At 43.5% G+C, this 14,266-nt stretch carries 16 protein-coding genes; 6 read left to right on the top strand and 10 right to left on the bottom strand.

Features of this window, described 5'->3' with window-relative positions; translation table 11 throughout:
• Positions 1-9 precede the first annotated feature (9 nt).
• The 5 genes from qoxA to C6W21_RS11220 form a co-directional block, all read right to left on the bottom strand.
• Entirely contained in the window at positions 10-966 is a 957-nt protein-coding gene (gene qoxA, locus C6W21_RS11240) for a cytochrome aa3 quinol oxidase subunit II (RefSeq protein WP_106050957.1), read from the bottom strand.
• A 516-nt stretch (positions 967-1,482) separates the two neighbouring features.
• Complete coding sequence (locus C6W21_RS11235; RefSeq protein ID WP_106050443.1) at positions 1,483-2,565, bottom strand: M24 family metallopeptidase; 1,083 nt, start codon at positions 2,563-2,565, stop codon at positions 1,483-1,485.
• Positions 2,566-2,569: 4 nt separating this feature from the next.
• Positions 2,570-4,090 (bottom strand): UDP-glucose--hexose-1-phosphate uridylyltransferase, encoded by a 1,521-nt coding sequence (galT, locus tag C6W21_RS11230; protein WP_106056302.1) that lies wholly within the window; start codon positions 4,088-4,090, stop codon positions 2,570-2,572.
• A 34-nt stretch (positions 4,091-4,124) separates the two neighbouring features.
• Positions 4,125-5,117, bottom strand: coding sequence for a UDP-glucose 4-epimerase GalE (gene galE, locus C6W21_RS11225; protein WP_106056301.1), 993 nt, complete (start codon positions 5,115-5,117; stop codon positions 4,125-4,127).
• Positions 5,117-6,301 carry a galactokinase gene (locus C6W21_RS11220; protein WP_106056299.1) on the bottom strand — a complete coding sequence of 395 codons (1,185 nt, stop codon included), beginning with the start codon at positions 6,299-6,301 and terminating at the stop codon, positions 5,117-5,119. The genes galE and C6W21_RS11220 overlap by 1 nt, the downstream gene beginning before the upstream one ends.
• A gap of 175 nt (positions 6,302-6,476) precedes the next feature.
• Between C6W21_RS11220 and C6W21_RS11215 the strand changes: the two genes are divergently transcribed.
• Positions 6,477-7,322, top strand: a complete 846-nt coding sequence (locus C6W21_RS11215) for an AraC family transcriptional regulator (protein ID WP_106056297.1) — start codon at positions 6,477-6,479, stop codon at positions 7,320-7,322.
• A 35-nt stretch (positions 7,323-7,357) separates the two neighbouring features.
• Here the strand turns inward: C6W21_RS11215 and C6W21_RS11210 are convergent, their stop codons facing one another.
• Together C6W21_RS11210 and C6W21_RS11205 are read right to left on the bottom strand one after the other, a co-directional pair.
• Positions 7,358-7,615: a hypothetical protein gene (locus tag C6W21_RS11210; RefSeq protein ID WP_003215318.1), complete on the bottom strand. Its 258-nt coding sequence runs from the start codon at positions 7,613-7,615 to the stop codon at positions 7,358-7,360.
• Positions 7,616-7,642: 27 nt separating this feature from the next.
• Entirely contained in the window at positions 7,643-8,026 is a 384-nt protein-coding gene (locus C6W21_RS11205) for a GtrA family protein (RefSeq protein WP_012011676.1), read from the bottom strand.
• Between the two features lie 456 nt (positions 8,027-8,482).
• Here C6W21_RS11205 and C6W21_RS11200 point away from each other — a divergent pair, with 456 nt between their 5' ends.
• From C6W21_RS11200 to C6W21_RS11180, 5 genes are all read left to right on the top strand, one after another.
• The gene (locus C6W21_RS11200; RefSeq protein WP_008345506.1) at positions 8,483-8,623 is read left to right on the top strand and encodes an anti-repressor SinI family protein; all 141 of its coding nucleotides are present in this window, start codon (positions 8,483-8,485) and stop codon (positions 8,621-8,623) included.
• Positions 8,624-8,924: 301 nt separating this feature from the next.
• Positions 8,925-9,614, top strand: coding sequence for a class I SAM-dependent methyltransferase (locus tag C6W21_RS11195; RefSeq protein ID WP_106056295.1), 690 nt, complete (start codon positions 8,925-8,927; stop codon positions 9,612-9,614).
• Positions 9,607-10,275 (top strand): glycosyltransferase family protein, encoded by a 669-nt coding sequence (locus C6W21_RS11190; protein WP_106056293.1) that lies wholly within the window; start codon positions 9,607-9,609, stop codon positions 10,273-10,275. The genes C6W21_RS11195 and C6W21_RS11190 overlap by 8 nt, the downstream gene beginning before the upstream one ends.
• A 107-nt stretch (positions 10,276-10,382) precedes the next feature.
• Positions 10,383-10,697, top strand: a complete 315-nt coding sequence (locus C6W21_RS11185) for a DUF485 domain-containing protein (protein ID WP_106056291.1) — start codon at positions 10,383-10,385, stop codon at positions 10,695-10,697.
• Positions 10,694-12,235, top strand: a complete 1,542-nt coding sequence (locus C6W21_RS11180) for a solute symporter family protein (RefSeq protein ID WP_106050436.1) — start codon at positions 10,694-10,696, stop codon at positions 12,233-12,235. The genes C6W21_RS11185 and C6W21_RS11180 overlap by 4 nt, the downstream gene beginning before the upstream one ends.
• A 26-nt stretch (positions 12,236-12,261) precedes the next feature.
• On the opposite strand, the gene C6W21_RS11175 is transcribed toward C6W21_RS11180, so the two are convergent.
• The 3 genes from C6W21_RS11175 to thiM all read right to left on the bottom strand — a co-directional run bounded on the left by C6W21_RS11175 (position 12,262) and on the right by thiM (position 14,250).
• The gene (locus C6W21_RS11175) at positions 12,262-12,636 is read right to left on the bottom strand and encodes a nuclear transport factor 2 family protein (RefSeq protein WP_106056289.1); all 375 of its coding nucleotides are present in this window, start codon (positions 12,634-12,636) and stop codon (positions 12,262-12,264) included.
• 134 nt (positions 12,637-12,770) lie between these two features.
• Positions 12,771-13,439 (bottom strand): thiamine phosphate synthase, encoded by a 669-nt coding sequence (thiE, locus tag C6W21_RS11170; RefSeq protein WP_106056287.1) that lies wholly within the window; start codon positions 13,437-13,439, stop codon positions 12,771-12,773.
• Positions 13,426-14,250: a hydroxyethylthiazole kinase gene (thiM, locus tag C6W21_RS11165; protein ID WP_106050433.1), complete on the bottom strand. Its 825-nt coding sequence runs from the start codon at positions 14,248-14,250 to the stop codon at positions 13,426-13,428. Before thiM ends, thiE begins: the two co-directional genes overlap by 14 nt.
• Between the last annotated feature and the right edge of the window lie 16 nt (positions 14,251-14,266).

Raw genomic sequence — 14,266 nt, 5'->3', positions numbered from 1 at the left:
TTAGTCAGTTTATTCATTATCTAGTTTTCTTTTATAGTTCTTCACATTCTCAAAAGGATCTGTTTTGGAATGCGGAGAAACTGATTGGTAACCTAAACGTTTGCGTGCTTGGAGTGCGTATTCAGAATCCTCTCCATGCTTCGCAAAGGATAAATGTGTTGATGAGAATGTCTGCACATCTGCAGCATCAGGAAGCATCAAGTAGTCATACGTTTTCTTCGTTAACTTTGGTGCTTCTTTCTTTGTTTTGCTTACCCATTTATCATAGTCAGACTGCGTCATCGCATTGACCTTGAATTTTTGCTGAGCAAAGCCCTCGCCTGTGAAGTTGGCGTTTCTTCCTTCATATGTGCCAACTTGATCAGCTTGAAGATATTGTTCCATCTCCATTCCAGCCATCGCATACTTCTCCCCGCCTAGCTGAGGAATCCATAGTGATGCCATTGTATCAGCGGAAGTGATTTTGAATAAAACCGGCTGATCTTTTGGAATGTTTAAGTAGTTCACTGTCTCAATATTTTCCTCTGGATAGCTAAAGATCCATTTCCAATCAACAGCTGTAGCATAAACGACAAGTGGATCTTTATGGCTTGTTGCTTGAGGTGCCTCTTCCAAAGAGTAAATTGTTTTTACAGTTGGAACTGAAAGGGCAGCAACGATTAATATTGGGATCACTGTCCAGATAACTTCTAGAAGCGTATTCCCGTGTATTTCTGGGTTATAAGAGGCGTTTCCAACGTCCTTACGCTCACGGTATTTAACCAAAATGATGGTAAACAGTACAAATACCGCACCAACGATAAAGAGCATGAATCCAATGGATAAAAGGATTAAGTCTTTTTGTTGTGCTGCGACAGGTCCTTTAGGATCTAAAACAGCGATATTGCTGCAACCTCCTAATAAAAAAACACTCACGAGCATCGCTAATAAAAGCATAGGTTTAATGGCTCTGAACAAGAAGATCACCATCCTTCCTTAGATAATGTATAAATTGCTGAATAATTGTGAAAAGCCATCTGCCTTCGAAAACTTTTCTTCCCTTTGTAATGCTATCAAAATCTGTTAGAGTTAGCTTCCCTTTTTTCAAAAGTTCATTTATTTTTCAACAGATTTCTATTAAAATGTCATAAATTCGACATAAATTTATATTATTGCAGACACAATAAATTTCTAGGATTTTGAAAAGTTGAGAGTTGAAGGCAAAGGACAAACAATCAAGAACTTTGTCAAATTTAGGTTTACCACAATAAAAAAGTTTGGTCAAATTTCAATTTAACTTAATGAAATTTTATCTAGGTAAACAATTTCAAAATAGGTATCCCCACATTTAACAAAAACCTTATTCATTTTAACGCAAGTTCACAAGAAAAGAAAGTATCGATCCTCTGCGTATACGCTGTAAGAATTGGTAATGATGCTGAATAAGTGGAATCACGCTAAAGACTTCCAGCAAAAAACCGGCTCAGCGCCGGCACTCTGCATTTATTCATCTCTCACTAAGATGTCTGGTCGTCTATAGATCTCTCCCTCATGTTCAATGTCCATGTACGTCCACTTGCCTGTATACGTTAAAAAGCGGTTTCCCTCTTTTTCTACCACTATCGTATCCTCTGATTTCAGGCCAGGCAATGAAGGGTTCCATGTAAACACTTGATGCAGCTGAATTTCTTCCTTCGATGAGGGAACGGCAATGATTTCCCTGGATACAAATCCCGTCTTTCCCCCTTGATGAAGCTTTTTCCAGCTATCAGGGAAGCCCTCTTTTTCATACTGAGCAATACCTGCTTTCAGTACATCTCCTAATGTCTTACCAGGACGTGTGGTGGCATTCATGACCGTGTCAATTCGTGCAAGCCGCTCTTTGTTCTCTTCAAGCTCTTTTGGAAGCTGACCAAAGTAAACAGACCTTGTGACATTCGCTACGAGCCCGTGCCGTTCTGCGCAAAGGACAACAAGCGCGTGCTTTTGAAGGGCTTTTTCTGTTGGAATCGGGTGACGGTATTGATGAATCCGGTCATCCGTTGCCACAAGCAGGACTTCTATCGTCATCCCTTGCGCAATGGCTCTTTGAGCAACAAGCGAAGCGATATCGTGCTCGGTCTGCCCTGGCACGATTTCTTGACAGACACTTTCTACAATGACCGCTGTTTCATGACAAAGGGTTTCATATTGATTGAGCTGCGAGGCGGTAAGGATCGATCGAATATGCGACAAATCCGGCTCGATCCATTCGAATCCATCCATTTGAATGTCCGCTCCAATTCGTTTACCTTTTGTGAGTTCTTGAATGTAGGGGGCCTCATCCTCATACCAATCCATTGTGACCACCTGAAAGGGATGATCGACATACGCCATTTCCTCTTCAATGATCCGCTTTTCTTCCATTTGATTCACAATGAGGACGAGGTCGTCTTTTAAGACGAGTAGCTGACACACACCCTCCGGCGTATTTAACACAATGTGATTCCTTCTTCCGCCTGTCAGCCAAGAGAAGTTATTTCGCTTTTGAATCAAGATACCATCAAGCTGCTTTTCTTCCATTAGCTCTCTTACTTGTTCAATCATCTAATCACCTGCCTGTTTGAAGTGTTTGAATGAAACGGTTAAATGCTGTTTTCCCTTGCTCAGTTCTTTTAAACACACCCGCCTGCGAGAGAATTCGAGAAAAAATAAGCCCAATTTCTTGTTGTAAAATGGTTTCGGTATTGTCCTCTGTAAAGGTGTTCTCTTCAAGCAGTCGCTTTGCCCATGTTTCGTGTTTCATGATAGCAGGACGGGCTTTGATTTCTTCAAGAGGACTTTCCGATAGCAATGCCTCTTTTAATTGGCTTAATTCCTCTGCTAATCTGCCAGGAAGGACAGCAAGGCCCATGACTTCAATTAATCCGATATTCTCTTTTTTAATATGGTGGACTTCTTCGTGCGGATGGAAAATGCCGTCTGGGTGCCGCTTGTCTGTACGGTTATTACGCAGCACTAAATCTAATTCATAGTCATCCCCATGGCGCCGCGCAATAGGTGTAATGGTATTATGCGGAGTCTCTCCTGTATGAGCGATCAGCCCCACCTCTTCATCTGAATACAACTTCCACTCATGTAAGATAAAGTCTGCTGCGTCTGCGAGCGACTGCCGCTCCCTGCTACGAAGGCGGATCACAGACATCGGCCATTTCACAATGCCAGCTCGCACATCCGGAAAGGCGTTGAGGGAAAAGACTTCTTCCATCTCTGCTTTCGCCATCGGAAATTCATGCGCACCGCCTTGAAAATGGTCATGACTTAATATACTGCCTCCAACAATCGGAAGGTCGGCGTTCGACCCGATGAAATAGTGCGGGTATATAGATATGAAGGAAAGCAGTCGTTCAAAGGTTTTTTTGGTGATGCTCATTGGCTCATGTTTGCCTTTGAACACTATGCAGTGCTCGTTGTAATACACATAAGGTGAAAATTGCAGAAACCACGATTCACCTGAGAGTGTCACAGGAATAATCCGGTGATTCTGTCTCGCTGGATGGTTGATCCGCCCCTCGAACCCAACGTTTTCTTTACAAAGGAGACAAAGAGGGTATTGCTTTTGACTGAGCTTCTTGGCTTCAGCAATGGCTTTAGGGTCCTTTTCCGGCTTTGATAGATTAATGGTGATCTCCAGCACACCATCATCAGTTGGTGTAAACCACTGTACATTTTTGGCGATCCTGCCTGTATGAATATAGTGGGCATGCTGCTGCATCGCATAGAACCAGCTTGTAGCTGCCTTCGGTCCTTCATGCTGGCGTTTTTCTTCAAACTTCGCATAGATGACAGTTGGAGGTGCCACCAAGCAGCCCATAATTTTCGCATCTAGTAAATCACGATACGTATCCGTCCCCTCAGGAATAAGACCTGTTTCTACTGCCCAATCCAGCATCGGCATTAAAATGTCTTCAAGGTCTACGTCTCCTGAGACTGTTCTTGCTTCCGCTTCATCGAGCCCGAGCACCTCAAGCAGCCGATTTCTCGTATAATCGATATCTAGTGGTGTCATCAGCTCCTTATTGATCCCGTATTGAATCAGCTGTTCCAGTTTTTCAAAAATATCAATCGCCATTCCCTCTGTCCCCTCTCTTGACTGCCTTTACGCTTTATTCACTTTGGTAGCCATCTGGATGCTTCTGAAACCAATCCCACGCGCTCTGAATGATCGTATGAAGGTCAGCATATTGAGGTGTCCATCCCAATTCTTGCAGCGCTTTTTCAGAAGAAGCAATCAGCTTTGCCGGATCTCCCGCGCGTCTTTTTGCCACTTGTGTGGGGATGGCATGCCCTGTGACTTTTCTGACGGCTTCTACGACCTGCTTCACGGAGAACCCTGTTCCATTCCCTAAGTTGTAGGTCGCACTGCCTTTTCCAGCACGCAACCGATCAACGGCTAAGATGTGTGCCTCTACTAAGTCCATCACATGAATGTAATCTCTAATACACGTGCCATCCTCTGTCTCATAATCATCACCGTAAATCATGATTTGATCCCGTTTTCCTAAAGCCACTTGCAGAATAATTGGAATGAGATGTGTCTCAGGCTGATGATCCTCTCCGACAAGTCCTTCTGTATGGGCACCAGCTACATTAAAGTAGCGAAGCACCACGTATTCTATTCCATACGCTTGCTCAGACCATTTCAGCATTTTTTCAATCGCTAGTTTCGTTTCTCCATAAGGATTCGTTGGGTTCGTTTCATCCGTTTCAACGATCGGCACACGCTTCGGTTCACCGTATGCAGCAGCAGTTGAAGAAAAGACGATGTGTTTCACATCAAATTCATTCATTACCTGTAGTAAAGCGGTTGCTCCGCCGACGTTGTTGTCATAGTACTTAAGCGGGTCTGTTACACTCTCCCCGACAAGTGAATCTGCCGCAAAGTGCATGACCGCTTCTATTTGATGCGTGTTGAAAACCCGTCTTAAAAAGGCGTGATCTCGCAATTCTCCCTCCTCTAAGACAGCTCCTTCCAAAACAGCTTCTTTGTGGCCTGTCTGCAAATTATCCACTACCACTACTTGTTCGCCTTTCGCTAAAAGAGCCGCCACCGCATGACTGCCTATGTACCCTGCTCCTCCACAAACTAAAATTGTCATCAAACTTCCCCCTTTGTGAGTTCTCTTGCGCCGCCTCCAATTCCAGCTGTGTAAAAAGAGGCTTGAATGCCTGTTTTCTCTTGATATATCGCACCAGTTTCTTCTATAAATGAACCCAGCAGCTCCTCTTTCACAATGCTGATCGTGCATCCGCCAAAGCCTGCACCTGTCATACGGGAGCCAATCGTCCCTGGGTGCCGCCAAGCTGCTTCAGCCAGTGCATCTAGTTCAAGTCCTGTTACTTCATAATCATTCTTTAAGGAATGATGAGAAGCCTTCATGAGCCCACCTAGTTCTTCCATTTTATCATCTTTCAAAAAATTTACCGCTTTCATCGTCCGCTCGTTTTCCGTCACGACATGTCTTGCACGTTTGCGGCATATGTCATCTTTAATCAAGTGGGCAAGCCCCGAAAATTCATCCGCAGTAAGCTCACATAAGTGGGTAATGTCGATTTTTTTCCGAAGATCATTTAAAGCTGATTGACACTCTGCCCGGCGCTCATTGTATTTGGAATCAGCCAGTGTCCGCTTTTTGTTTGTATTGGCGATGACAAGCGCCAGTCCCTCTTGTCGAAACGGACTGTATTCAAAGGCAAGGGTGTCACAATTGAGCAAAATGGCGTGATCTTCTTTTCCAAGAGCAATCGAAAACTGATCCATAATCCCACAATTGACGCCAATAAATTCATTTTCTGCACGCTGTGAAAGAAGGGCAAGATGGGCATGTGATACGCTGAATGAATGCCACTCGTTGATGAAAACTGCGGTGACAAGCTCAATGGAGGCAGAAGAAGACAAACCTGCGCCATTTGGAATATTGCCTCCGTATACAATGTCAAAGCCTTCTTCGATCTTCATCCCTGCTTCGATAAACTGACTGAACACGCCCTTCGGATAATTCGCCCAGCCGTCCGACTCCAAGTAAGCGATTTCAAAAAGATCGAATTCTTTCACACCATCGTCATCAAAGTTCAAGGAATACATTCTCACACGGCCATCTGACCGCTTTGCACATGCTGCATATGTACCGAGAGTGAGCGCACAAGGGAATACATGACCTCCATTGTAATCTGTATGTTCACCAATCAAGTTCACTCTTCCTGGGGCAAAAAAATAACGAAGTTCTTCTCTATCTCCAAATTGCTGGTGAAATGCCGCGCGTAACGTATCGATCATATCCATTCCCCTTTTCTCTTCTGATACTTTTATTTTAGTTGTCCCAGCAGCATTAGTTCAATGGTAAAAAAACCGTTAAAAAATACCCTTTTTTTGCTGTGAATGGTACGATGTGATATGAGGTGTAGCATGATTCTAAATAGAAAAAGGTTGTTTTTTGCTGTGAAGGAGGATTTCCAATTTGAAGAAGGAAGCATTTGCATTTCGTTTTCACCATTCTGATGTGACATTGCCGGCGCAAATCTGGTCTGTTGGCTGGGAAGTTCAATCATCTTCGTTATATAGCTGGAATGGCGTGGAGCGGAAGGATCAGGGCAAGTGCATCTTTCAGCTCACACTGTCTGGACATGGCATGATTGAAATCGGAGAGAAACGTTTCAAAGTGTTGCCGGGTCAGGCCTTTCTCGTGAAAAGCCCAAGTGCCTATCAATATTATTTTCCAGAGGACAGTGAGCATTGGGAATTTCTCTATTTAACGCTTTACGGGGAAGCCTGCGATCTTTGCTTTGACCAATTTATTGACCAAGGAAAGCAGGTCATGCGTTTTCATCCAAATTCCAGACCGATCCGCCTGCTCAAGAACATTTATGATGAAGCCAGTGAAAGACGGATTACCAATCCATTTGAGGGGTCTAGCCTTGCTTATCAATTTGTCATGGAACTGTATTCATATTTGCCAAAGCTTGAGGGACAAATGGAGAAATGGCCCGAGCCCATCGTTCAAGCGGCCTTGTTTGCCAGCCATCATTTTCACGAGGAAATTGGTCCGGACGATATGGCAGCTGCGGCACGTTTGTCCAAAAGTCATTTTACGAGGGAATTCAAAAAGGCCACTGGCTTCACACCTATTCACTATCTAACCAATATCCGGTTAGAAAAGGCGGAAACGTTACTGAAAACAACAAAATACTCGATTGAAGAAATCGCCATACAGTGCGGCTACAGAAATGCGAATTACTTGAATAAAGTCTTTCGAAAGAAAATCGGCATGTCTCCAAAGCAAATGCGGGAAACAAGCGATGCATAATAAAAAGCAGCCGCTTTCACAATTGGCTGCTTCTTTTACGCTTTCGTCAGGTCAACATGAATTCTCCCTTGTCTTAAAACAATGGTCATTTGCGTGTCAGGTGTCATTAAGTTTTCTAAAATGTCCGTTGCCGTTTGAAGCGCAATGTCCATTCGGTTGATCTTTTCCTTTTCTTGTTCCGAAAACGCTTCTGGATGTGCGGTCATTTCTTTGACTAGCCTCAGCACTTGTTCATGCTGCTTTTCTGTTTGCTGATATATGACATCATATAATTCGTCTGGCCTGCTGCTCATTTCACATCACCTATCTTTTTTCATGTGTTAAATCGCATCTTCTTTTGTTTTCTTGAAGACGAACCATTTACTGGCGACATAATTCACGACCACAATCACAAAGTTGACAAGAATTTTTGCGACAGTTTCATTGAGCGCCATTTGGCTCACAAATAAAATCATCAGCCCCAGATCTACACCTAGAGACATGAGACGAACACTAAAAAATGAAGAAAGCTCACGCATAAGGCTTTTCGTATCACGAGCCTTTTGCTTGAAGACATACTTCTTATTGGTGATATAAGCAAAGAGAACAGCAAATACCCATGAAACAACTGTAGCTGTTTTATAATCCATGGAAAACATCTCAACGAATAAGTAGAAGCTGACTATGTTGACAATGGTTGTACACACACCCATCACAAGATACATGACAACTTCTTGATACTTTTGAAAAAGGCTATACATGTCTTTCTTCATTCCTTCTTGGTGGTTTCTGTTTCTTTTAGAATACCATCTTGAGAAGAACTTCCCAAACGAACAATATGTACGTCCTGCACAGATGAAATTTGTTCTACTCGATGGCAAATGTCAACCTAATTGGTTTATATAAGCCAAATGTTTTAGGTCTTTTTCATTATTTTAATTTATAATCTTTTAACTGACTTTACAATTGTTTATTATTAGAAGTAAGAAATCAATATTTATGGGTTTTTTAGTCATTTTTTTAGGAACGTGGTAGGTGATAGATTTTACAAAATAGGTTAAATGTCATCATTTTTCGACAAAATCTATTTTGCGCTGTTTTCATCCACACGTACAGTTACTAGACGGTTTGTTCAAGTCATTGGTTGCAGATGAATATGTCTTATTGAACTGGAGGATATTATGGATACGCAAGTGAAAAGAAGAGTTGACGAAGAGTGGGTTTATTTGATTCAGGAAGCGAAAAAAATTGGACTAGGCATCGAAGAAATACAAGCTTTTTTAACATCCAACGGTGATCAGAAGATGATAAACAAACCGTAAATCAACGCCGTTATCCTTTGTCTTTCAGGCTGCTTTGGCTAAAAGTTCTGACTTGTCAATTGACCTTTTGAAAATCCTTTCATGACGATACGCTACAGTAATTGAACACCCCTTCATACCAATCCCTTCCACTCATGGGGTTCTGTCTTTCTATATTAGGAGGACAGTCCGTTTCCCGTTCTTTATATGATTCCTTTATAGCCGCTATTCATGAAAATTGTCCTTCTCACGTTATAAAACCAAGCTCCCCACCCATATAATAAGCATGAAAACAATGAGAAAGCAGAAAGGTGGGTAGAGCGTGAGTTCAGATTCCCTTTCCTATTATCACCAAAAAAAGGATCAGTATTATCATGGCGTGAACCCGGTCATTGTCAGCCGTATTCGTGAGGAATGGACGTCTTTATTGGATATCGGATGCGGCACAGGCAAGCTTGGAAAAGTCCTGAAACAAAAGGGCCGGACCATTTATGGAATTGAATCGTTTGAGGATGCAGCAAAAGAGGCTGAGCAGGAGCTAGATCATGTGCTATGCGGAAATATTGAACAGATGACGCTCCCTTACGAACAGGAACAATTTGACTGCATCATTTTCGGTGATGTCCTCGAACATTTATTGGACCCGTGGGCCGTTTTAAAGAAGGTTAAACCCTTCCTTAAAAAAGAAGGAGTCATCCTGTCATCCATTCCGAATATCGGTCACATATCAACAGTTTTAGAATTACTAGCTGGCAGATTCACTTATACAGATGCAGGATTAATGGATCAAACACATTTACGTTTCTTCACCCTCCATGAAATTCATGCACTCGTTCATTCAGCAGGCTTTCGTATTCGCGAACTCGAAGCCATTCGCGTACAGCATCCTTCCTATGCAAGCGTGATAAGTGATTTACATGAATTACTCATGAAGCATGGCATTCGTTCAGATTTTCACGAGGCTGCTACCGCCTATCAGTATGTGATTGAGGCGGTTCAGTTTCATGAGTAACCCCACCATCCTATTTGTTTTATGTGTAAATGATGAGTCAATGTTTCATGCTTGCTTTCGGCAGCTCGCCTCACTTCCTGCTCCCCATGGATATCAAGTGGAGGTGTTGCCGATTAGACATGCATCCAGTATGACCTCTGCTTATAATGAAGCGATCACCCATCAAGCTCAGTTTAAAATTTATCTTCATCAAGATACCTTGATTGTCAACCAGCATATGCTGCTTGAGCTGATCCCGCTTTTTTTACAGCATCCATCACTTGGGATGGTTGGGGTCATAGGAGCAGAAAGCGTGCCTGACAATGGGATATGGTGGGAGAGTTCTGATTGCAGGGGGAAAGTCATTGAATATCGTCACGACACCTATCAGCTGCTTTCGTTTGAAAGAGGTCGTCAACAGGTGGAAACACAAGATTATATTAATGCTGCGGCGATTGATGGTCTTTTCATGGCGACGCAGTATGATGTAAAGTGGCGTGAGGATCTCTTTGATGGCTTTCATTTTTATGATGTTTCGCAGTCCTTTGAATTCGTCCAGCAGGGCTATGAGGTTGGAATTGCGAGGCAAGAAGAGCCTTGGTGCATCCACAAATGCGGTGATCATTTTGATGCAGAAACATATGAAAAAACGAGACAAACATTTCTTGCAAATTATCGGTAGAAAGCACCCTTTTCGGGTGCCTTTTTTATGTTATACTGTCATAAACAACCAGATCGTCTCATATGCATTGGAGTACCTTGTCCCTAATTCGTACAAAGGAGGAAACAATGGCAGACAAAAAAGTTCATTATAAGAAGGTTGCCGCTTCAGAGGATTTTCGAAAACTTCTCGAGGAAAAACGCAGATTTATCGTACCGATGACGATTTTCTTTTTTCTCTTTTACTTTTCACTTCCGGTTGCTACATCCTACTTCACCTTTTTGAACATGCCGGCAATTGGCGCGATCTCATGGGCTTGGTTATTCGCCCTCACACAATTTGTCATGACTTGGGTATTATGTGGACTTTATGCGAGAAAAGCAGCTCAGTTCGACAAATATGTAAGCGCTTTAAAAACTGAATCAAGAGGTGATGACGAATGAGCATGACCGCTTTTATTTTATTCATAGCGATCGTAGGGCTCACATTGGTCATCACATATTTTGCTGCGAAGAAAACGAGCAATGCGAGCGATTTTTACACAGCAGGTGGAGGTCTGACTGGATTTCAGAACGGACTTGCCATCGCCGGGGACTATATGTCTGCCGCATCATTTTTAGGGATCGCTGGAATGATCGCGTTAAATGGATTTGACGGCTTTTTCTATAGCATTGGCTTTCTAGTGGCGTATCTTGTCGTTCTTTACGTTGTGGCCGAACCGCTTCGAAATCTAGGGAAATATACGATGGCCGATATGATTGCTGCACGATTTAAGCGTCCTGCCATTCGAGGGGTTGCCGCGTTTAACACAATCACAGTCTCTACTTTTTATATGATTGCACAGCTTGTTGGGGCAGGTGCATTAATCAAACTGCTTCTTGGCATTGATTACTGGATTGCGGTGCTGATCGTCGGTGTCTTGATGACCATTTATGTAGTGTTTGGCGGCATGATCGCAACTAGCTGGGTACAGATCACAAAGGCTGTGCTTCTCATGCTTGGGACACTGATTATTTCACTGCTTGTATTTGCAAAGTTTGATTTTAGCCTGCTGAAGATGTTTGAGGAGATGAAAACAGCGACCCCTCTTGGTGGGGCATTTCTTCACCCGGGAAATAAATATGATGTGCCTTTAGAGACCCTGTCTTTGAACCTTGCTTTAGTGCTTGGGACAGCAGGTTTGCCGCATATTTTGATCCGGTTTTATACGGTAAAGGATGCCATTTCTGCGCGTAAATCTGTTCTATCCGCTACATGGATCATCGGTATTTTTTATTTAATGACGGTTTTCCTTGGCTTCGGTGCTGCTGCCTTTGTTGGAACAGAAGCGATCACAGCAGCAGATGCAGCAGGAAATATGGCCGCTCCACTGCTCGCCCAAGCCCTTGGAGGAGATTTGTTATTTGCCTTTGTTTCCGCTATTGCCTTTGCGACCATTTTGGCAGTGGTAACTGGTCTCGTCTTATCCGCCGCGTCTGCCTTTGCGCATGACTTTTATAGTCAGATCATCCGCAAAGGGACAGCGAGTGAACGAGAACAGGTGAAAGCGGCACGCTTTGCTTCCATCGGCGTGGCCATTCTTTCCATCATTCTTGCATTATTTGCCCAATCCTTAAACGTCGCTTTTCTTGTGTCACTTGCCTTCGCAGTGGCAGCAAGTGCAAATTTACCATTGATTATCTTCACTGTCTTTTGGAAACGATTTAATTCTACGGGTGCCATTGCAGGGAGCTTAACAGGACTGCTGAGCGCACTGATCATCGTCTCGCTCAGTCCAAGCGTCTGGGACCCATCGGGAGCAGCCATCTTTACAGGAGACCCGCTCATCCCGCTGTCGAACCCTGGAATTATCTCGATCCCACTCGGATTCCTTGCGGCTTACTTAGGCACGATATTCTCCTCTGAAAAAGCAGATGAAGACACCTTTACGGAAATTCAAGTAAAGGCACATACAGGCATGCATATGGATACTGACTCATAAGGAAAAGCCGGCAGTGAGCCGGCTTTTTAATAGCGCTGAAATAACTCTGGGTTTTTCGGAACGTTTTCTAAATAAACGATCTTTCCTTTGTCGTCCAGTTCTGCAATGTCAATTCCTTCTGCTGTATAGACACGGCCATCCGAAAGTTTCCCGCAAACAGCCCAGTTCGTTTCATACTTTCCGTCTTCTCTTTTTTTCCATCCATCCCACATATGCTTGATGTCTTCATGCACGTGGAAAAATGTGTTTAAAAACTGTGTAAACGCTTGAATACCAGGCTTCTCGGCACCATTTAAGACAATCATGACATCGTCAGAAAACAATGCTAGCAATTCATTCATTTGCTCCTGCCCTTTTCCCGCTTCATCGTATCGGCGAAAATACGTATCGAGCACTTCCATTATTCATTCTCCTTTATTTACCTGTCATTTCGAAAACAATCGAACAATTTGATTGTACACAATTGTTTCTCTCCTGTCTATTTCCCCGGCAATAAGAAAAGACATGAATTGAGTCAATCCATGTCTCCTACAGGTTAAAGAGATGCTTTTTCTGATGCAACAAGTGATGTCAATTCTGCTGCTGCTTTTCTTGAATCAGCGCTCTGGCTAATGGCGCTAATGATGCTGATACCATCTGCCCCTGCTTGTATGACTGGTGCAGCATTGTCGTATGTGATACCCCCGATGCCAACAATCGGAATATGAAGACCATGACGACGTACTTCAGTGATCAAAGATACTCCTTGGACACTGCGTGTATCCTTTTTCGTTTCTGTTGGATAAACTGGGCCCATGCCGACATAATCTGCGCCGTCCTTCATGGCTTGTTTCACTTCATCTAGGTTATGCGTAGACACACCTAATATTTTATCCCCGATTTTTTGTCTGACGTCTTCTGCATTTGTGTCCTCCTGTCCAACATGAACGCCATCTGCATCAAGGTCTATCGCCAGCTGTACATCATCATTCACAATAAAAGGAACATTTGCCTCTTGGCAAAGCATTTGAAGCTGACGAGCCAATTGTTTCTTCTCTTCTCCTTGCAAGGCTCCCTCGCCCTTTTCTCGAAATTGAAACATGGTGATTCCGCCTTGAATGGCTTCTTTTACGACATCAAGCGGCGGTCTGCTTGTATTCGCTGTTCCCATAATAAAATAAACCGATAATTGCTGTTTGATTTGCTGTTGATCAGCCTTTGTCATGTGAAATTCCCCCTATTTTCCCCATAGTCAACACATCATCGCCATTTGTGTATGAGAGTGCATTTAACAATTCCATTTGAAAGGTTCCTGGTCCTTTATCCTTTGTGTACTGAGCTGCCCTTTCAGCTGCGACACCATAAAACAGTAATGCAGCTGTTGACGCATGAATCGGCCGTTCACCAGTTGCACAAAATGCCCCGATGACAGACGTCAGTAAACAGCCGGTTCCCGTCACCTTGGTGAGCCATTCATGTCCATTATGAATAGACAGCACGTCCTCTCCATCTGACACCACATCGACTTTTCCTGTGATTACCACAACGGTCTGAAGTGTCCTCGCCGCTTGTTTGGCTAGTGCTGATACATCTCCGTTCGCTGCTTTCGCATCAACGCCTTTTGACTCCCAGCCATCCACTTCAACTAAATGAGCAATTTCTGCACCATTTCCTCTGACAACGGTCATGTTCACTTGCTCTAACAGCTGTTTTGCCGCTTTCGTTCGAAACGTTGTCGCACCGACGCCGACAGGATCTAATAGAACTGGAACACCTTTTTCATTGGCAGCTTGTCCAGCCAAAACCATGGCCTCCACCGTATCCTTGGTCAGTGTGCCAATATTAAGCACAAGCGCATCCGCTAATTGCGCCATTTCAGCCACTTCTTCTTTGGCGTTTGCCATGACTGGCGAAGCGCCTAAAGCAAGCAGTCCATTCGCTGTAAAGTTCGTCACGACTTGATTGGTGATATTATGGACGAGTGGATTTTCCGCTCGAACCTTTTCCAATAAATGAGACGCGTCACTTGTTTTCATCCGTATCGTCCTCCCT

The organism is Bacillus sp. NMCN1, from assembly GCF_002998085.1.
Taxonomy (GTDB): Bacteria; Bacillota; Bacilli; order Bacillales; family Bacillaceae; genus Bacillus.
The sequence above is the reverse complement of the archived record's forward strand: the minus strand, read 5'-3'. Positions and strand labels throughout refer to the sequence as shown.

Excerpts from the sequence above, each read along its gene's own strand:
- C6W21_RS11235 (WP_106050443.1), bottom strand. The coding sequence starts at position 2,565 with ATGATTGAACAAGTAAGAGAGCTAATGGAAGAAAAGCAGCTTGATGGT.
- galT (WP_106056302.1), bottom strand. The coding sequence starts at position 4,090 with ATGGCGATTGATATTTTTGAAAAACTGGAACAGCTGATTCAATACGGG.
- galE (WP_106056301.1), bottom strand. The coding sequence starts at position 5,117 with ATGACAATTTTAGTTTGTGGAGGAGCAGGGTACATAGGCAGTCATGCG.
- C6W21_RS11220 (WP_106056299.1), bottom strand. The coding sequence starts at position 6,301 with ATGGATATGATCGATACGTTACGCGCGGCATTTCACCAGCAATTTGGA.
- C6W21_RS11210 (WP_003215318.1), bottom strand. The coding sequence starts at position 7,615 with ATGAGCAGCAGGCCAGACGAATTATATGATGTCATATATCAGCAAACA.
- C6W21_RS11205 (WP_012011676.1), bottom strand. The coding sequence starts at position 8,026 with ATGTATCTTGTGATGGGTGTGTGTACAACCATTGTCAACATAGTCAGC.
- C6W21_RS11200 (WP_008345506.1), top strand. The coding sequence starts at position 8,483 with ATGGATACGCAAGTGAAAAGAAGAGTTGACGAAGAGTGGGTTTATTTG.
- C6W21_RS11190 (WP_106056293.1), top strand. The coding sequence starts at position 9,607 with ATGAGTAACCCCACCATCCTATTTGTTTTATGTGTAAATGATGAGTCA.
- C6W21_RS11185 (WP_106056291.1), top strand. The coding sequence starts at position 10,383 with ATGGCAGACAAAAAAGTTCATTATAAGAAGGTTGCCGCTTCAGAGGAT.
- C6W21_RS11180 (WP_106050436.1), top strand. The coding sequence starts at position 10,694 with ATGAGCATGACCGCTTTTATTTTATTCATAGCGATCGTAGGGCTCACA.
- C6W21_RS11175 (WP_106056289.1), bottom strand. The coding sequence starts at position 12,636 with ATGGAAGTGCTCGATACGTATTTTCGCCGATACGATGAAGCGGGAAAA.
- thiE (WP_106056287.1), bottom strand. The coding sequence starts at position 13,439 with ATGACAAAGGCTGATCAACAGCAAATCAAACAGCAATTATCGGTTTAT.
- thiM (WP_106050433.1), bottom strand. The coding sequence starts at position 14,250 with ATGAAAACAAGTGACGCGTCTCATTTATTGGAAAAGGTTCGAGCGGAA.